Source organism: Aeromonas sp. 600527 (assembly GCF_049175415.1).
GTDB classification, from domain to species: Bacteria; Pseudomonadota; Gammaproteobacteria; order Enterobacterales; family Aeromonadaceae; genus Aeromonas; species Aeromonas veronii_A.
Genome location: NZ_JAAKVA010000028.1, coordinates 1 through 16,785, shown reverse-complemented (window position 1 = coordinate 16,785; position 16,785 = coordinate 1). Strand labels below are relative to the sequence as shown.

Below are 16,785 nucleotides of genomic sequence, written 5' to 3'. Positions count from 1 at the left end.
AAGGTTTAGAGGATTTGACATGAGTAACGGTTTCATCGTCCAAATCATCGGCGCTGTAGTGGACATCGAGTTCCCGCAGAATGCCGTGCCCCAGGTGTACGATGCACTGAAGGTCGTTAGCGAAGGTCAAGGCCAGGGTCTGGTGCTGGAAGTTCAGCAACAGATCGGTGGCGGCGTCGTTCGTTGCATCACCATGGGTTCCTCCGACGGTCTGCGTCGTGGGTTGGAAGTAATGAATAGCGGTAAATCCATCCAGGTTCCGGTCGGTACTGCGACACTGGGTCGGATCATGAACGTACTAGGCGAGCCAATCGACGAGAAAGGCCCGATCGGTGAAGAAGAGAGCTGGTCAATCCACCGTGAAGCCCCCAGCTACGAAGATCAGTCCAACAGCACCGAGCTGCTGGAGACCGGCATCAAGGTTATCGACTTGGTATGCCCGTTCGCCAAGGGGGGTAAAGTTGGTCTGTTCGGTGGTGCCGGTGTAGGCAAAACCGTAAACATGATGGAGCTGATCCGTAACATCGCGATCGAGCACAGTGGTTACTCTGTATTCGCCGGTGTAGGTGAGCGTACCCGTGAGGGTAACGACTTCTACCACGAGATGATGGAGTCCAACGTACTGGACAAAGTATCTCTGGTTTACGGTCAGATGAACGAGCCGCCCGGAAACCGTCTGCGCGTTGCGCTGACCGGCCTGACCATGGCCGAGAAGTTCCGTGACGAAGGTCGTGACGTGCTGTTCTTCGTGGACAACATCTATCGTTACACCCTGGCCGGTACCGAAGTATCCGCACTGCTGGGCCGTATGCCTTCCGCAGTAGGTTACCAGCCGACTCTGGCCGAGGAGATGGGTGTTCTGCAAGAACGTATCACCTCCACCAAGACCGGTTCCATCACCTCCGTACAGGCCGTTTACGTGCCTGCGGATGACTTGACTGACCCGTCTCCGGCGACCACCTTCGCCCACCTGGATGCGACCGTCGTACTGTCCCGTCAAATCGCGGCACTGGGTATCTACCCGGCCGTTGACCCGCTGGACTCTACCTCTCGTCAGCTGGATCCGCTGGTTGTTGGCAAAGAGCACTACGAGACTGCTCGTGGCGTTCAAACCGTACTGCAGCGCTACAAAGAGCTGAAGGACATCATCGCCATCCTGGGTATGGATGAACTGTCAGAAGAAGACAAACTGACCGTAGCCCGTGCCCGTAAGATCGAGCGTTTCTTGTCCCAGCCGTTCTTCGTAGCAGAAGTGTTTACCGGTTCTCCGGGTAAATACGTGCCGCTGAAAGAGACCATTCGTGGTTTCCAGGGCATCCTGAAAGGCGAGTATGACGATCTGCCCGAGCAGGCGTTCTACATGGTTGGCGGTATCGACGAAGTCGTCGAGAAATCCAAGAAACTGTAAGCCTCGACAGGAGGGCCCATGGCAGAGATGATCTCCTTTCACCTGGACGTGGTGAGCGCCGAAGGAAAACTGTTTTCCGGTCGCGTGCAAACTGCTCAGGTATCAGGCTCCGAAGGTGAGTTGGGTCTCCGCCACGGTCATGCTCCGTTGCTGACTGCCATCAAGCCGGGCCTGGTCCGCTTGGTGAAGCAGAACGGAACTGAAGAGGTGCTGTACATCTCCGGCGGTATGCTGGAAGTACAGCCTGAATCCGTGACCGTGCTGGCGGACACCGCGATTCGTGCTGACGACTTGGATGAGGCGAAAGCCCAAGAAGCCAAGCGCGCAGCCGAAGAGCGGATCCACAGCTCCCATGGTGATATCGACTACGCCCAGGCCGCCACCGAGCTGGCCAAGGCGATGGCTCAACTGCGAGTCATCGATATCGTCAAAAAGAATTACCGCTAATAACGGTGATGTAAAAAGCGACCTTCGGGTCGCTTTTTTTTTACCCGTTGGATAGACTCCGCCGAGTATTTCCTCATGTTCCAAAGGTCAATTTATGTCCCTCAACGTCGTGATCCTGGCGGCGGGTAAAGGTACCCGCATGCGTTCTTCCCTGCCCAAGGTACTCCACCCGGTAGCCAACAAACCCATGGTTTCCCATGTGATCGATACTGCCCGTCAGGTTGGTGCCGAGCAGCTGCATCTGGTCTATGGCCACGGTGCCGAACTGCTGAAAGAGCGGATCGTGGCGGCCGATGTGAACTGGGTGCTGCAGGCGCAACAGCTGGGGACTGGTCACGCCGTCGCCCAAGCCATCCCGTTTTGGAAGGATGAAGACGACGTGCTGGTGCTCTACGGCGATACCCCGCTGATCCAGCCAGAGACCCTGCAGCGACTGCTGGTTGCCAAGGCTGAAAACGGTATGGCACTGCTGACCGTGGTACTGGACAACCCTACCGGCTATGGCCGTATCGTCCGTGAAAATGGTCAGGTAGTCGGCATCGTCGAGCAGAAGGATGCCAATGCCGAACAGCTGGCCATTCGTGAGGTGAACACCGGCGTGCTGGTGGCCAACGGCGGTCAGCTGCGCAGCTGGCTATCCCGTCTGGACAACAAGAATGCCCAGGGCGAATTCTACCTGACCGACGTGATCGCCATGGCTCACGGCGATAATTGCCCGATTGCCGCCGTTCATCCGGAGCGTGCCGCTGAAGTGGAAGGGGCTAATAATCGAGTTCAATTGGCTCAACTTGAGCGCAGCTACCAGCAGATGCAGGCCGAGAAGCTGATGATCGCCGGTGCCACCCTGATCGACCCGGCCCGCTTCGATCTGCGCGGAACCCTCGAGATCGGTGAAGAGGTGGTGATCGACGTCAACGTCATCATCGAAGGCAAGGTAACCCTCGGTAACCACGTCCGTATCGGTGCCGGTGCCGTGCTGAAGAATTGCGTCATTGGCGATCACACCGAAGTGAAGCCCTACTCCATCGTCGAAGGGGCTCAGGTGGCGGATCAGTGTTCGGTCGGCCCGTTTGCCCGTCTGCGTCCTGGCGCGGTTCTGGAGCAGGATGCTCACGTCGGCAATTTCGTCGAGATGAAGAAGGCCCGTCTTGGTGTCGGTTCCAAGTGCGGTCATTTGACCTATCTGGGTGATGCCGAGATCGGAGCTGGGGTGAATATCGGTGCCGGTACCATCACCTGCAACTACGACGGGGTCAACAAATTCCAGACCATCATCGAGGATGATGTGTTCGTCGGTTCCGATACCCAGCTGGTGGCGCCAGTGCGCATCGGTAAGGGGGCGACTCTGGGGGCGGGTTCTACCATCACCAAGGATGTGGCCGAGAACGAGCTGGTGATCACTCGGGTGCCCCAGCGCCACATCAAGAACTGGGCTCGCCCGGTCAAGAAGAAGTGATGCCCGATCAATAAAATAGAACCGGCGCCTGATGGCGCCGGTTTTTTTGGCTTATGACTTATGGCTGAGGTCACTGGTCGATGGCTGGGGGGCCGCCCATGTGGTGGCGGGTGTGCTGTAATCCATCACCTGATACCAGTCGAGCTTGCGGGTCAGCAGCATGATCAGCGCCAGGGTGGCGAACAGCAGCAGGGCGCCGAGCAGCAGAGCGATCTCTTCGGCCTGCAGCAGGCTGTAGAGAATGGCATAGACCAGCCCGAGCAGCGCAGCAAAGCCGATCCCCTGCTTCGGGCCGCCCAGCACATGGCTGAGGTAGAAGCCGTTGAGCAGCACGCTGGCCAGCGCGGCCACCAGATAGGCCCAGCCAAAGCCGAGGTGTTCGGTCAGGGCCAGTAGCACCAGATAGAAGATGGCCAGCCCCATGCCTACCAGCGCGTACTGGATCGGGTGAACCCGCAGCCCCTTGAGCAGCTCGAACATAAAGAAGCTGATAAAGGTGAGGCCGATAAACAGCAGGGCATATTTGGCCGCCCGCTCGTTGAGCTGATAGTGATCCACCGGTTGCACCAGACTGACGCTGAAGGTGGAGAGATGGCTATCGCCCCCGTTCATCATCCGGTTGAAGCGGGTCTCCATGTCGCTGGCGAACCAGCTGGTTTGCCAGTTGGCCTCAAACCCTTGTGGGCTCAGGGTGCGATTGCCCGGCAGAAAGTCGCCGATAAAGTTGGGATGGGGCCAGTTGCCTGCCAGCAGCAGAGTGCTCTCCTTGCCCAGCGGCACTATGTCGAGGGTATTCATCCCCTGCAGATTGAGCTCCAGATGGAAGGTGCCATCCTGTTGCGGCAGGCTGTCGAGCGGGGCATGGATACCTGCCAGCATGTCACCGAGGCGGGCGCCGGGGGCAAACGGAATCCGCTGGGTGCCGAGTAGTAATTCGGGGACGCTGTTGATGCCGCGGGCATCGGAGAGCACCAGACTCAGGTAGGGTTTGCCCGCCACCAGCTCGGCCGTTTCATCAAGCGGTGAGGTCGCGTCATTCAGCAGACTCTGTCGGGTGGGCAGGCGGCCCGAGAGGGTGAGGCGGGTCTGATAGACCTGCGCCTGATAAATGCCCAGCTTGCGCGGGGTGACCTCCATGTTAGCCTTGATATCCAGTTGCTCCGGAAGCAGGTAGCGGTAGATCTGCTCCTGACGGACGAATCGCTTGCCCTCCTGTTCGACCATCACCGAGCGGGTATAGGGCTGCACCAGTATAGGCCCCATCAGCCGTTGCGGGCCGCTGCTGCTGGCCATGATGCTGTGAATAGCCTGACTGCGGTAAGCCTGACGCTCCCGGTTCAGTTCTATGATGGATTGCACCGGCACCATCAACAGCAGGCTGAGCAACAGCAGCAGAAAGATCTTGTGGGTAAATATCTGTTTGACCATGACACGTCTCCTTGTTGTATGGAGCGAGTCTGCCGGCCGGACGTGAAGTGTTGATGGGCTTGTGTGAAGTGGTGGTGAAGGGGGAGAAAAAAACCGGCATTGCGCCGGTTTCTGAAGGAATTACAGGGTCTTCAGCTTCCCGGGCAATGCGGCCAGCACCTCCTCTTTCGCCTTGAGGGAGGCGAACTGCTTGCCGGGTTTTTGCACCACGGTATGGACGAAGATCAGCTGTTTGCCCAGTTTGCTGGCCCAGCCGACGAACCAGCCGATCTGCTGATCGCGGTTGAGGCTGCCATCCAGCTTCTTCGGGTAGCCCATGCCGGTCTTGCCGTGGATCTGCCAGCCGTCGATCTCGCTCACCTTGAGGATATTGGCGGTGTACTGCAGAGTCTGCGCCGAGACCGGCAGCTTGCCGCTCAGCATCTTGCCGAGGAAGCGGGCCTGCTCCTCCGGACTGATGGCGAGGCTGGCGCTGAGCCAGGCCTGGGTCAGACCGTCATGTTTGCCCGGATTGCCGGAGAGATCCCGGTTGCCGTAGTCGAAGCGGTCGACGTATTGCTGGAAGCGCTCCATCCCCAGCCATTCGGTGATCTGCTGGGAGAACCAGACCACCGAGTAGGTTTCCCAGCGGCGCGGGGTAGTGGTTTCGCGCCAGGCGGGTAGCCAGCCGTCATAGCTCGGCTTGTAAGGCAGTGCCGGATGCTCTTCATCCACCAGATAGCCACTGTCGTAACCCATCAGCGCCAACGGGATCTTGAAGGTGGACGCGGGCGGCAGCTGGCTGGAGCAGTCCCCTTCGCTGGAGAGGGTCTGGCCGTTGCCGTCAGCATAGAGAAAGCAGCCGCTGGCGGCGGAGGCAGGCAGGGCTGCGAGCAGACCGGCAGCCAGTAGGCTGGAGAGAAGCAGGCGGGACATAGCATTTCCTTGAGCAAATGGATGAGAGAAAGCGGCAGTCTAAAGCCGCTTTGTGTGGGGAGTGTGAAGTTGCAGGGCGGTGACTAGGTGAACGGCAGCCAGAGTTCCGCCAGCGCGCCTCCCTCCGGCTGGTTGCTCAGGGTCAGACGACCGCCATGCTGGTGGGCCACCTCATGGGCGAAACTGAGCCCGAGACCGCTGCTCTTGCCCTTGTCGGGGCGCGGCAGGGAGTAGAAGCGCTCGAAGATCCGTGGCAGGGCATAGTCGGGAATGCCGGGGCCGCTGTCGGTGACCCGAAAACAGTAGCCCTCCTCCTGCTGGCTGCCGCTCAGGGTGACCAGCCCGTAGGCAGGAGAGAAGTCGATGGCGTTATCCAGCAGGTTGCCGATGGCCTGCTCCACCAACAGCGGGTCCCACTTCTGTTTCGGCGCGCTGGCCAGCTCGGCAACCAGCGCTACCTGCCGGCGCTGGGCGATAATCTGGCGGGCATCGAGCGCCCGCTTGCCGAGCCCGGCTGGCTCTACCGCTTGCCGATCCAGCCCCTGCCCCGACTCCAGCCGTGCCAGTTGCAGCATCCGTTCGATCAGCTGCTGCATGCGGGCACTCTCCTGATTGATGTTGCCGATAAAGCGCCTGGCCACCTCGGGGGGCGGCGTTTCGGCCAGGATCTCCCCTGCCCCGCGAATAGCCGCCAGCGGGCTCTTCAGCTCGTGGGTCAGGCTGTGGACATAGCCCTCGATATAGCTCTTGCCATCGAGCTGGTGGCGCATGGTTTCAAGGGCGTGGCCGAGCCGATCCAGCTCGACGGTGTGCAGTTGCGGCAGCGGTGCCGCCTCCCCCTTGCTGACCGATTCGGCGTAGTGCACCAGTTTGCCTATGGCGCGGTTGAGCCACCAAACCAGCAGACTGCCGATCAATAGCGAGATGAACAGCATCTGGCCAGCGGCTTGCAGCAGTTCCCGTTCACCCCGCTCGATGGCGGGCATCAGGGTGCGATTGGGTTTGGCGACGGTGAGGGAGCCGATGATCTCTGTGCCTTCCCGCAGCGGTGCCGCCACATACATGGTCGAGCTGGCGGCATCGTCGGGATCGGTGCGGGTGCTGCGGGCGCCATACTGACCGCGCAGGGTGCGGTAGACATCGTTCCAGCGGGAATAATCCTTGCCCAGATCCGTGCCGTCGGAGTCGTAAATCACCATCCCCTGCCGATCTGTCACATAGATGCGGTACTCCGCCTGCTGTTTGAGGTGGCCGTCGATCATCGCATTGATGGGATTCTGGTTGAGACGGGCGAAGGCGCTGGCCAGCCGCCCGTTCATCATATTGCCCTCTTGCAGATCATCGAGGGCGAGCGGCGCCAGCAGCTGGGTCATGTCGACCAAGGTATCCTCGGTGGCGCTGCGCACTCCGGGTTTGATCTCCTCGACGAAGATCTCCAGCACGAACCAGGCGGCCAGCGCGAAGATCAGCAGCAGGCCGCACAGCAGTTGCAGTCCTAGTCTCATGCCAGCTCCAGGCTATAGCCCAGTCCGCGGTGGGTGAGGATCAGGTTGGCCTCGGGATCATGCTCGCGCAGCTTGGCGCGGATGGTCTTGATATGGGTATCGACGGTGCGATCCAGACTCTCTTCGGCATCCTGCCACACCAGATCCATCAGCTGCTGGCGGGAGTAGACCCGCCCCGGCGCCAGCATCAGGGTCTTGAGCAGCAGATATTCGTAGCGAGTGAGGGCCAGCGGCTGGCCGCGAAAGTGAATGCGGGCCCGCTCCTCATCCAGTACCAGCAGGGCGCTGGGCTGGGGGGCGACGGGCTGGCTGCGGCGCAGGATGACCCGCACCCGGGCACACACTTCCCGTGGCGAGAAGGGTTTGGCCACATAGTCGTCGGCACCGATCTCCAGCCCGATCAGCCGGTCTATCTCCTCGCTGCGGGCGGTGAGGAACATCAGGGGAATATCGGTCAGCGCCCTCACCTGCTTGCAGAGTTCGAAGCCGCTGATGTCGGGCAGCCCCACATCGAGGATCAGGAAGTCGGGTCGCGTCTGTTCCAGTCGTGTCAGCAACTGTTGGCCCAGCATGAACCACTCTACCTCGAACCCGTCGGTCTGCAGGGCGTAAATCAGGGTGTCGGCGATGCTGGCCTCATCCTCCACCAGCCAGATGACTCTCTTTTGCATGGCATCCTCGTCGCAAATTGGCACCCCATTCTGGCATCGAACCAAATCGGATCCTATTTGCTGTTTTATTTTTCCGAAAAAGGGGCTAATATTTCGATGCTCTTTCGAATCGAAACTTAAAAATGACCAAACGTAATACTCAACAACGCCGACACACCATAGTGACCCTGGTACAAGAGCAGGGTGAAGTGAGCGTTGACGCCCTCGCCAAACACTTTTCTACCTCCGAAGTGACCATCCGTAAAGATCTGGCGGTACTGGAGACCGGCGGTCTGCTGCTGCGCCGTTACGGTGGTGCAGTTCCCTTGCCGAGCGAGATGGTGGTCGAGGTCAACCCTGAACAAGTTTCGAACCGAAAGTTAGCCATTGCCCGTGCGGCGGCCGAGCGGCTGCGTGATCACAACCGCGTCATCATCGACAGCGGCAGCACCACCAGCGCCATGATCCCCATGCTGGGCAACAAGCGCGGCCTCATCGTGATGACCAACTCCCTCAATGTGGCCGGTGCCCTGCGCGAGCTGGAAAATGAGCCTACCCTGTTAATGACCGGTGGCACTTGGGACCCTCACTCCGAATCCTTCCAGGGGCAGGTGGCGGAACAGGTGCTGCGCTCCTACGACTTCGACCAGCTCTTTATCGGTGCCGACGGCATCGACCCGGAGCGTGGCACCACCACCTTCAACGAGCTGGTGGGCCTGTCACGGGTGATGGCCGAGGTGTCGCGGGAGGTCATTGTGATGGTCGAATCGGAAAAGATCGGCCGCAAGATCCCCAATCTCGAACTTCCCTGGTCGAGCATCCATACCCTGGTGACCGACGAGGGGCTGGCCAGCGAGGCCAGAGAACAGATTCAAGCCCAGGGGGTGACGCTTATCTGCGCCCCGGTCACTTGCTGACATCGAGCTCTGAACCATCCAACTGACTTTACGATTTGCATCTCAAGGAGAAGTGTATGTGTGGCATCGTCGGGGCTGTCGCCCAACGTGATGTGGCTGAAATTCTGGTAGAGGGCCTGCGCCGTCTGGAGTACCGCGGTTATGACTCAGCCGGTGTGGCCGTGTTCAGCGCCAACCAGCCGTTGCAGCGGGTTCGCCGTCTGGGCAAGGTGGCCGAGCTGGCCAAGGCGCTCGACGAGCAGTCCGTCCACGGTGGTACCGGCATCGCCCATACCCGCTGGGCCACTCACGGCGAGCCCTCCGAGCGCAACGCCCACCCCCACGTCTCCGAGCATATCGTGGTGGTGCACAACGGCATCATCGAGAACCACGAAGAGCTGCGGGAAGAGTTGAAGGCGCTAGGCTATGTGTTCAGCTCCGACACCGATACCGAGGTGATTGCCCATCTGGTCCATCACGAGCTGAAGAGCGCCGGCAGCCTGCTGGCCGCCATGCAAACTGCGGTGAAGCAGCTGCGCGGTGCCTACGGTACCGTGGTGATGGACAGCCGCGACGACAGCCGCGTGGTGGTGGCCCGCTCCGGTTCACCGCTGGTGATCGGCCGTGGTATCGGCGAGAACTTTATCGCCTCCGACCAGATGGCGCTGCTGCCGGTGACCCGTCGCTTCATCTTCCTGGAAGAGGGTGATGTGGCCGAAGTGACCCGCCGTGACGTGCATATCTTCGATACCAACGGCAACGCCGTGGTGCGTGAAGAGCAGGAGTCCGAACTCTCCCACGATGCCGGTGACAAGGGTGAATACCGTCACTACATGCTCAAAGAGATCCACGAGCAACCCAAAGCGATCACCAACACCCTGGAAGGGCGTCTGGGCAGCGATCACGTGGTGGTCGAATCGTTCGGCAACGGCGCGCGCGCCATCTTTGACAAGGTCGAGCACGTGCAGATCGTTGCCTGCGGCACCTCCTATCACTCCGGCATGGTGGCTCGCTACTGGTTCGAAGAGATCGCCGGCGTCTCCTGCGATGTGGAGATTGCCTCCGAGTTCCGCTATCGCAAATCGGTAGTGCGTCCCAACAGCCTGCTGGTGACCCTCTCCCAGAGTGGCGAGACCGCCGATACCCTGGCGGCGCTGCGTCTGGCCAAGGAATCCGGCTACATGAGCTCGCTGGCTATCTGCAACGTGCCGGGCTCCTCGCTGGTGCGTGAATCGGATCTGGCCTTTATGACCCGCGCGGGGGCAGAGATTGGTGTGGCCTCCACCAAGGCGTTCACCACCCAGTTGGCTGGCCTGCTGATGCTGGTGGCCTCGGTCGGTCACTGCCGTGGCCACCTTAGCGCGGCCGCCGAGGCTGAACTGGTCAAGGCGCTGCAAGCCCTGCCGCTGCGTATTAAAGAGAGTCTGGCGCTGGCCAAGGATATCGAAACCCTGGCCGAAGAATTTGCCGACAAGCAGCACAGCCTGTTCCTCGGCCGCGGCAGCCAGTACCCCATCGCCATGGAGGGGGCGCTCAAGCTCAAAGAGATCTCCTACATCCACGCCGAAGCCTATGCCGCTGGCGAGCTGAAGCACGGCCCGCTGGCGCTGATCGATGCCGAGATGCCCATCATTGTGGTGGCGCCGAACAACGATCTGCTGGAGAAGCTCAAGTCCAACGTGGAAGAGGTTCGTGCACGTGGCGGTATCCTCTATGTGTTCGCCGATGCCGATACCGGCTTCAAGAGCGACGAGACCATGCGGGTCATGAACCTCAACCATGTGGAAGAGGTGATCGCCCCCATCGTCTATACCGTGCCGCTGCAGCTGCTCTCCTATCACGTTGCCCTGATCAAGGGCACTGACGTCGACCAGCCGCGCAACCTGGCAAAATCGGTGACGGTCGAGTAAGTCACTCTCTCAAATGAAAAAGAGCCGCAATTGCGGCTCTTTTTGTTTCGGCTGAGGGGTTACGACAGCCGCAGGTTGGTGATGGTGACCTCGTCGAGGGAGGGCACAATGATGCCGCTGGTGATCCCTTTGGCGATGGCCTGACTGCGGTTCTTCGAGTCGGTCTTGTTGGTCACCTGGGTCAGGTGAAAGTTGACTGTCCGCTCACTGATGCCGAGTATGGTAGCGATCTCCCAGGAGGTCTTGCCCTCGCTTGCCCAGAACAGGCACTCCTTCTCCCGATCCGACAGTTCGGTCAGGTATTTCATCATATCCGGTCTGCTTTTGATCAGTTGCAGCGCAGAGTTGAAGATGTAGCTTGCGCAGAACGACAGCAGCGGCACGTTTTCAAACATCAGGTCTGAGTTGGATTTGTCCTTGGTGATGAATGAGAGGATACCGTGCTCCCCCTGCGGGGTGTGCAGCGGAAATGAGACTCCATTGCGTACACCGAAATCGGCCGCCAGGTTCATCACCTCCCGACTGGCGCTGGGTAGCCAGGGCGAGTCGCAGTCGAGTTTGTTCCAGAAGATGGGCTGGGTCTGTTTCAGCCCCAGATAGACCACCGGATCCTGGGTCAGATACTGGTTTTCGCTATAGGCGTCAAACCAGCTGGTCGGACAGTTGTTAAACAGCGCCACATGGGATTTTTGCATGGTGATGGGGAAAATAATCAGCAGCCGGAAGTAATCAAAGCCCATTTGATGACTGAAGCGCTCCAGCTGTTGCTGGATATCGCTGGTTTTTGTTGCCTTGGTGAACTTGTCGATATGTTCCCAGATCGCATCGTTGAGCATGACTTTCTCCTTTTTCGATCTCTATCACACTGATCGAAAAGATTTTTCTCGTTATTTATATTTGTCGGTGGCTATTGGAGCCACTTATTCCGTGCGTGTTTAAAAATTATCCTGTTTTTGTGCATAAAGGCCAAGAAAATCCTCTCGTTGCCAGTCCGCCCTGTATTTGAGATAATGATAATAGTTATCATTAGTAAGATGTATTTCAATGAACAAATTATGGGGTGTGGCCCTGCTGCCACTGTCAGTCCACTTTGCTGCCATTGGGGATGAGCTGGTTGCTCCCGCTCTCAAGAACAGCATCGCTGCCGGGAAAGCCTCCCAGCAGCGGGTGGAAAAAGCCGCCGATGCCGCCGTTGCCGCACGACTGGAGCTGCAAAATGCCCAGCTGCAACTGCGTGACCTCGAAGCCTACAACCGCTACATGCAATCTCTGGTGGCCGATCAGCAAAATGAGCTGGGTAAATTGAGCCAGCAGTTGGAAGCGGTGCAAGAGACCCGTCAGGGCTTGATCCCGCTGATGCTGCAGATGCAGGCAGATCTGGAACAGCTGGTGCAAAACGACATCCCGCTGCGCAAGGAAGATCGTTTAGCGCGGGTTGAACAGTTGAAAGCGACCCTGGCCCGTGCGGACGTGAGCGAGGCAGAGAAATTCCGTCAGCTGCTGCAGGCCTATCAGATCGAAGCCGAGTACGGCAGCAGGATGGACAGCTATTCCGCCGAGCTGGAGCTGGATGGTGCACCGCGTCGGGTTGATGTGCTGGCGCTGGGTCGGGTTTCCCTGCTGGCGATGACTGCCGATCGCAGTCAGGCATGGCGCTGGTCTGCCGAGGCGAAGCAGTGGCAAGCCCTCGACAGCCAGTGGCTCTCCCCTATCGCCGAGGCGATGGATGTGGCCGCCGACAAGAAAGTTCCCCAGTTGCTCAATGTCCCCCTCTCTGTCAGCCGTAGTCAGGAGGCCCAATCATGAGAGTCACCATGAAGTGGTTCCCCCTCCTTATTGCCCTCTCCTGCGGTGCCAACGCCGCTGTCGCCGATGAGTGGCAGCAGCAGGAACAGGCTCGCGAACAGCAGGCTCAGAAAGATCTGGCGACCGTTGCCAAGGAGCTCGGCACTGCCCGCGCCAAATTGGCCGAGGCCCAGCGCCTGAGCAAGGAGCTGGCCAGCCAGTTTGCCAGCAACGAGAAGCAGCTGGTCGAGCTTAACGCCCAGTGGGAGCAAGCCTCCGGCGACATGAACGAGATCTTCGCGGTCACCCGTCAGGGTGCCAGCGATGCGGTCAAGCTGCTGAGCGAATCCGCCGTCGAGGGGCAGTACCCGGAGCGTCTCGCCCCGTTGAAAGCCATGGCACAGGATAAACAGGTGCCGGATCGCGCCGCCCTCGCCCTGCTACCCGCCACGCTGCTGCAAGAGATCCGTGAATCTGGCCGGATTGCCCGGTTCAACGGCAAGGTGCTTGATGCCCAGGGGGCTGCCAGCGAGCAGCCATTGACCCGGGTTGGCAGCTTTGCCCTGCTGGGGAGCGCAGGCTTCCTGCAACCAACCGCCGAAGGCTTGAGCCCGGTACTGGGTCTGCCCGGTAGTGTGCTCTCTGCCGTTGCGGCTTATCAGGGTCAGGAAGGGGAAGCGCTGCCGCTGGATCCTTCTCATGGCACTCTGCTGGCGATGCTGGCACAGGCGCCCACCTTCTGGCAGCAGGTACAGCAAGGTGGTCAGGTCGGCGCCATTATCGTGCTGCTGGCAGCCATCGGTTTGGGAATTGCGGCGGTACGGCTGTGGAGCCTCTCCCGCGAACTGGGTCGGGTGCGCCGCCAGCTCAAGAGCGGCGAGTATCACGCCGACAACGCCCTCGGCCGGGTGCTGACGGTGGCGGACAAACACCCCGAGCTGAGCATGGAGACCCTCGAGCTGCGTCTTGATGAGGCGATCCTGCAGGAGACTCCTCGCATGGAGCGCGGCATCGGCATGGTCAAGGTGATCGCGGCCATCGCCCCCATGCTGGGTCTGCTCGGTACCGTAACCGGGATGATCGGCACCTTCCAGGCCATCACCCAGTTTGGCACCGGCGATCCCAAGATCATGGCGGGCGGCATCTCCATGGCGCTGGTTACCACGGTACAGGGTCTGGTTGCGGCCATTCCGCTGATCCTGGCCCACAGCCTGCTGCAATCGCGCTTCACCGAGCTTTCCAATGTGCTGGAGCAGCAGGTAGCCGGCATTCTGGCCGAGCGCGCCGAGAGCAATAACGGCGGGATGGAGCGAGCAGCATGATGCTCGACATCTGGCAACAGCTGCAGAGTTTCATGGGCCGTGGCGGCCCGGTGCTCTGGGTCATTCTGGCCCTGCTGGTGCTGATGTGGATTTTGATGATCGAGCGGCTGCTCTACCTCAATCTGGGTTTCGGCCCGCTGCAGCAACAGCTGCTCGGCCGCTGGCAAGCCCGCAGCGAGCGCCACAGCTGGTACGCCCGGGCGATCCGCAGCCGCTGGCTGGCGCAGGCAGAGCTGGAACTGAACCGTCATCTGATCTTCATCCGCACCCTGGTGGTGCTCTGCCCCATGCTGGGGTTGCTGGGCACTGTGACCGGCATGATCGGCGTATTCGATGCGTTGGCTGCGGCCAACCGCTTTAACCCGGAGAGCATGGCGGGCGGGATCTCCCGCGCCACCATCCCCACCATGGCAGGCATGGTGGTGGCGCTCTCCGGCGTGTTGTTACTCAGTCGGCTCGAGAGTCAGGCCAAGCGTGCGCTGGCCAAAACCCGGGACGGCCTGCGAGAAGAGAAGGTAATGCAATGAGACGGCAATCCAAACGCCAGCGTGACGAAGTGCAGATCGACATGACCCCCATGCTGGATATCGTGTTTATCATGCTGATCTTCTTTATTGTCACCACCTCCTTTGTGCGCGAAGCCGGGCTCGAGGTGCACAGACCCCAGGCCAGTCAGGCCAAGGCGCAGAAATCCTCCAGCATCATGCTGGCGATCGGGGCTCAGGGTCAGATCTTCCTCGACCGCAAGCAGATCGATGTGGAGCGGGTACAGGCCACCATCGCCCGTCTGCTGGCGGAGCAACCCGATGCCAGTCTGGTGATCCAGGCCGACGAGCGGGTGCCCCACGGCAAGGTGGTGCGGGTGATGGATGAGGCCAAGGCGGCGGGTATCGCCAATATCGCCGTGGCGGTGGCGCCGAAATGAAATACAAGCTGATGAGCCTAGGGCTGGGGGTTGCACTCAGTCTGGGTATCCTGCTGTTCATGGCCACGCTGGTTGAACCGCCCCGGGGCGAGAAGGTGGCGAGCGAACAGAAGCCCATCGTCATCAATATGCAGAACGAGGTGACCGAAGTGCTGGTGCGCGAGCGTCCGGTACCGCAGGAGCCTGAACCTCTGCCAGAGCCTCCTGCGGCATTGGCCTCGACACCGCTGCCGATGCCCGCTGCAGCCCCTTTGGCGGCTGTTGAGCCGAGTCTGGATCTGGTCTCCAGCCTCAGCGCGGTGCAGGTATATGCCCCCGGTGTGGCGACCAGTACCGCACCGGTATTGAGTGGCAACTACCACGGCCAGCAGCAGGGAGCGGGTATCGGCGCAGGTGACATGCTGATGCCGCTGCAACGGATCGAGCCGGTCTACCCCTATCGTGCCCAACAGTCAGGGATCGAAGGTTTCGTCACCCTGCGCTTTAGCGTGAATGCCGAAGGTGGCGTGCAGGATGTGGAAGTGGTCGAGGCCAAACCCAAGCGTCAGTTCGAGCGGGCGGCCATTCAGGCGATCAATAAGTGGCGCTATCAGCCGAGACCGGGTGCCACCGACAAGCTGGTGCAAGTCATCACGCTCAAATTCAAACTGGAGTCATAACTATGTTGCGGATCTGGATCTGTCTGCTGGCCCTGGTTGGCCAAGCCTGTCTGGCGATGGAGGTCAGCCCTCACTTCTCCCGTCAGCTTGAACCCGTGATGAAGCTCTATCAGTCTGGCCAGTGGCAACAAGCCCAGAGCAAGGCATCCGGCCTCAAGCCAAATAGCGATGCCGAGCGTGCCTGGCTGGCGCAGCTGCAAGCCTCGCTGGCGGCCAATCTGCAACAGACCGCCCAAGCGAGCCGCTACGTCGAACAGGCCCTTTCCTATAAAGAGTGGCCCGAGCAACAACAGCTTCAGCTGCTGCGACTGCGCGGCGATATTCAGGCCCAGCAATCCAACTGGTCTGGTGCCATCGCCAGCTACAAGGCGGCACTGGCGCTCAAGCAAGACGATGCACTGCGCCTGCGTCTGGCTGGCCTCTATTACCACAACAAACAGTACGGTGACGCCGCCAGCCAGAGCGAACAGTTGTTGAAGAAGGGTTGGCAGAAACAGGCCGCCATCATTCGTCTCTCCGCCCTCACCGCCCAGCAACGTTATGGCGTGGCGGCCGATCAGGCGGCCGAGCTGATCCGTCATGAGCCGACAGAGAGTAAGTGGTGGCAACAGGCGGTATCGCTCAACCTCTCCGCCAAACGTGGGGATCAGGCGTTGGCGCTGCTGCAGACTGCCATCGACAGAAAACTGATGGATGACGCGTCAGCCCGCAACCAGCTGATCCGCCTCTATGCCTGGCAAGGGTTGCCTTATCGTGGTGCCCGTCTGCTGGAAGCGGCCATGGCCAAGGGACAGATGAAGCAAAGTGCTGAAAATCGCCAACTGCTGGCCCAATTGTGGGAAGGTGCCCGGGAGTGGTCACAAGCGGTCGATAGCTGGCAGCAGCTCGCCAACCAGCACGGTCAGCCCAAAGCCGCCATGCGCGCCGCCGAACTGCTGCTGCAACAGGGCAAGACTGATGCTGCCATGACCCAGCTTGCCGCCATCAAGTCGGTGAAGGGCGAGCAAGGCAATCGCGCCAAAGCGTTGCTGGTGCAGGCACACCTTAATAAGGAGCAGTATGCCCAGGCGCTGGAACTGGCCCGTGAGCTGCAGCAACAGGATAACTGGCAGCAGAAGGCAACCAGCTGGGTCAACTATATCCGGGCACAAAGCGAAGAGTTGAGCAAAAAAGCGGCGTAAAAAGAGATGCCAAGGGGTTGTTTTGGGGCGTTCAGTTCGCTTTTTCAGCAAACGAGCGCATTTTTGCAAAAAGCCCTTGTCATCCCGGCGCGGCTCCCTATAATGCGCCCCTACCAGCACGGCGGAACACGCCGAACTGATGAGCCAGCTTCCTAGCGAAGTGGGCGCCGAAAGAAAAGCGAAAACAATCGCTTGACTTTCGAAGTGAGAAGCGTAATATCCGCCTCCTCAACGCGACAAGCGTCACGCTCTTTAACAATTTGAATCAAGCAATCTGTGTGGGCACTCACAGCATCGA

16 protein-coding genes are annotated in these 16,785 nt (G+C 60.0%); 11 read left to right on the top strand and 5 right to left on the bottom strand.

Features of this window, described 5'->3' with window-relative positions:
• Nucleotides 1-19: 19 nt before the first annotated feature.
• From atpD to glmU, 3 genes are all read left to right on the top strand, one after another.
• Nucleotides 20-1,408 (top strand): F0F1 ATP synthase subunit beta, encoded by a 1,389-nt coding sequence (gene atpD, locus G5154_RS20730; RefSeq protein ID WP_026455856.1) that lies wholly within the window; start codon nucleotides 20-22, stop codon nucleotides 1,406-1,408.
• 18 nt (nucleotides 1,409-1,426) lie between these two features.
• Nucleotides 1,427-1,855: a F0F1 ATP synthase subunit epsilon gene (locus tag G5154_RS20725; RefSeq protein ID WP_005342354.1), complete on the top strand. Its 429-nt coding sequence runs from the start codon at nucleotides 1,427-1,429 to the stop codon at nucleotides 1,853-1,855.
• Between the two features lie 94 nt (nucleotides 1,856-1,949).
• The gene (glmU, locus tag G5154_RS20720) at nucleotides 1,950-3,311 is read left to right on the top strand and encodes a bifunctional UDP-N-acetylglucosamine diphosphorylase/glucosamine-1-phosphate N-acetyltransferase GlmU (RefSeq protein WP_421251608.1); all 1,362 of its coding nucleotides are present in this window, start codon (nucleotides 1,950-1,952) and stop codon (nucleotides 3,309-3,311) included.
• A gap of 51 nt (nucleotides 3,312-3,362) precedes the next feature.
• On the opposite strand, the gene creD is transcribed toward glmU, so the two are convergent.
• From creD to blrA, 4 genes are all read right to left on the bottom strand, one after another.
• Nucleotides 3,363-4,739 (bottom strand): cell envelope integrity protein CreD, encoded by a 1,377-nt coding sequence (creD, locus tag G5154_RS20715; RefSeq protein ID WP_421251607.1) that lies wholly within the window; start codon nucleotides 4,737-4,739, stop codon nucleotides 3,363-3,365.
• 120 nt (nucleotides 4,740-4,859) lie between these two features.
• Complete coding sequence (gene blaOXA / locus G5154_RS20710) at nucleotides 4,860-5,654, bottom strand: OXA-12 family class D beta-lactamase (RefSeq protein ID WP_421244743.1); 795 nt, start codon at nucleotides 5,652-5,654, stop codon at nucleotides 4,860-4,862.
• 83 nt (nucleotides 5,655-5,737) lie between these two features.
• Nucleotides 5,738-7,159, bottom strand: a complete 1,422-nt coding sequence (gene blrB, locus G5154_RS20705; RefSeq protein ID WP_421244742.1) for a beta-lactam sensor histidine kinase BlrB — start codon at nucleotides 7,157-7,159, stop codon at nucleotides 5,738-5,740.
• Complete coding sequence (gene blrA, locus G5154_RS20700) at nucleotides 7,156-7,830, bottom strand: beta-lactam response regulator transcription factor BlrA (protein ID WP_013724228.1); 675 nt, start codon at nucleotides 7,828-7,830, stop codon at nucleotides 7,156-7,158. The genes blrB and blrA overlap by 4 nt, the downstream gene beginning before the upstream one ends.
• A gap of 122 nt (nucleotides 7,831-7,952) precedes the next feature.
• On the opposite strand from blrA, the gene G5154_RS20695 reads away from it, so the two are divergent.
• Together G5154_RS20695 and glmS are read left to right on the top strand one after the other, a co-directional pair.
• Nucleotides 7,953-8,726, top strand: a complete 774-nt coding sequence (locus G5154_RS20695) for a DeoR/GlpR family DNA-binding transcription regulator (protein WP_005355851.1) — start codon at nucleotides 7,953-7,955, stop codon at nucleotides 8,724-8,726.
• A 56-nt stretch (nucleotides 8,727-8,782) separates the two neighbouring features.
• Nucleotides 8,783-10,615 carry a glutamine--fructose-6-phosphate transaminase (isomerizing) gene (gene glmS / locus G5154_RS20690; protein WP_005355853.1) on the top strand — a complete coding sequence of 611 codons (1,833 nt, stop codon included), beginning with the start codon at nucleotides 8,783-8,785 and terminating at the stop codon, nucleotides 10,613-10,615.
• Between the two features lie 59 nt (nucleotides 10,616-10,674).
• Here glmS and G5154_RS20685 read toward each other — a convergent pair whose 3' ends face one another.
• Nucleotides 10,675-11,451, bottom strand: a complete 777-nt coding sequence (locus tag G5154_RS20685) for a helix-turn-helix transcriptional regulator (RefSeq protein WP_005342366.1) — start codon at nucleotides 11,449-11,451, stop codon at nucleotides 10,675-10,677.
• 208 nt (nucleotides 11,452-11,659) lie between these two features.
• Here G5154_RS20685 and G5154_RS20680 point away from each other — a divergent pair, with 208 nt between their 5' ends.
• The 6 genes from G5154_RS20680 to G5154_RS20655 are packed head-to-tail and all read left to right on the top strand — an operon-like array spanning nucleotide 11,660 to nucleotide 16,487.
• Nucleotides 11,660-12,421: a DUF3450 domain-containing protein gene (locus G5154_RS20680; protein WP_005357258.1), complete on the top strand. Its 762-nt coding sequence runs from the start codon at nucleotides 11,660-11,662 to the stop codon at nucleotides 12,419-12,421.
• On the top strand, nucleotides 12,418-13,722 hold the full coding sequence (locus tag G5154_RS20675; protein ID WP_421251606.1) for a MotA/TolQ/ExbB proton channel family protein: 1,305 nt from the start codon (nucleotides 12,418-12,420) through the stop codon (nucleotides 13,720-13,722). Before G5154_RS20680 ends, G5154_RS20675 begins: the two co-directional genes overlap by 4 nt.
• Nucleotides 13,719-14,249 carry a MotA/TolQ/ExbB proton channel family protein gene (locus G5154_RS20670; protein WP_005342370.1) on the top strand — a complete coding sequence of 177 codons (531 nt, stop codon included), beginning with the start codon at nucleotides 13,719-13,721 and terminating at the stop codon, nucleotides 14,247-14,249. Before G5154_RS20675 ends, G5154_RS20670 begins: the two co-directional genes overlap by 4 nt.
• Nucleotides 14,246-14,647, top strand: coding sequence for an ExbD/TolR family protein (locus G5154_RS20665; RefSeq protein WP_005339369.1), 402 nt, complete (start codon nucleotides 14,246-14,248; stop codon nucleotides 14,645-14,647). Before G5154_RS20670 ends, G5154_RS20665 begins: the two co-directional genes overlap by 4 nt.
• Complete coding sequence (locus G5154_RS20660; RefSeq protein ID WP_421251605.1) at nucleotides 14,644-15,306, top strand: TonB family protein; 663 nt, start codon at nucleotides 14,644-14,646, stop codon at nucleotides 15,304-15,306. Before G5154_RS20665 ends, G5154_RS20660 begins: the two co-directional genes overlap by 4 nt.
• A gap of 2 nt (nucleotides 15,307-15,308) precedes the next feature.
• Complete coding sequence (locus G5154_RS20655) at nucleotides 15,309-16,487, top strand: hypothetical protein (RefSeq protein WP_421251604.1); 1,179 nt, start codon at nucleotides 15,309-15,311, stop codon at nucleotides 16,485-16,487.
• Nucleotides 16,488-16,785: the final 298 nt, after the last annotated feature.

Excerpts from the sequence above, each read along its gene's own strand:
- atpD (WP_026455856.1), top strand. The coding sequence starts at position 20 with ATGAGTAACGGTTTCATCGTCCAAATCATCGGCGCTGTAGTGGACATC.
- G5154_RS20725 (WP_005342354.1), top strand. The coding sequence starts at position 1,427 with ATGGCAGAGATGATCTCCTTTCACCTGGACGTGGTGAGCGCCGAAGGA.
- glmU (WP_421251608.1), top strand. The coding sequence starts at position 1,950 with ATGTCCCTCAACGTCGTGATCCTGGCGGCGGGTAAAGGTACCCGCATG.
- creD (WP_421251607.1), bottom strand. The coding sequence starts at position 4,739 with ATGGTCAAACAGATATTTACCCACAAGATCTTTCTGCTGCTGTTGCTC.
- blaOXA (WP_421244743.1), bottom strand. The coding sequence starts at position 5,654 with ATGTCCCGCCTGCTTCTCTCCAGCCTACTGGCTGCCGGTCTGCTCGCA.
- blrB (WP_421244742.1), bottom strand. The coding sequence starts at position 7,159 with ATGAGACTAGGACTGCAACTGCTGTGCGGCCTGCTGCTGATCTTCGCG.
- blrA (WP_013724228.1), bottom strand. The coding sequence starts at position 7,830 with ATGCAAAAGAGAGTCATCTGGCTGGTGGAGGATGAGGCCAGCATCGCC.
- G5154_RS20695 (WP_005355851.1), top strand. The coding sequence starts at position 7,953 with ATGACCAAACGTAATACTCAACAACGCCGACACACCATAGTGACCCTG.
- glmS (WP_005355853.1), top strand. The coding sequence starts at position 8,783 with ATGTGTGGCATCGTCGGGGCTGTCGCCCAACGTGATGTGGCTGAAATT.
- G5154_RS20685 (WP_005342366.1), bottom strand. The coding sequence starts at position 11,451 with ATGCTCAACGATGCGATCTGGGAACATATCGACAAGTTCACCAAGGCA.
- G5154_RS20680 (WP_005357258.1), top strand. The coding sequence starts at position 11,660 with ATGAACAAATTATGGGGTGTGGCCCTGCTGCCACTGTCAGTCCACTTT.
- G5154_RS20675 (WP_421251606.1), top strand. The coding sequence starts at position 12,418 with ATGAGAGTCACCATGAAGTGGTTCCCCCTCCTTATTGCCCTCTCCTGC.
- G5154_RS20670 (WP_005342370.1), top strand. The coding sequence starts at position 13,719 with ATGATGCTCGACATCTGGCAACAGCTGCAGAGTTTCATGGGCCGTGGC.
- G5154_RS20665 (WP_005339369.1), top strand. The coding sequence starts at position 14,246 with ATGAGACGGCAATCCAAACGCCAGCGTGACGAAGTGCAGATCGACATG.
- G5154_RS20660 (WP_421251605.1), top strand. The coding sequence starts at position 14,644 with ATGAAATACAAGCTGATGAGCCTAGGGCTGGGGGTTGCACTCAGTCTG.
- G5154_RS20655 (WP_421251604.1), top strand. The coding sequence starts at position 15,309 with ATGTTGCGGATCTGGATCTGTCTGCTGGCCCTGGTTGGCCAAGCCTGT.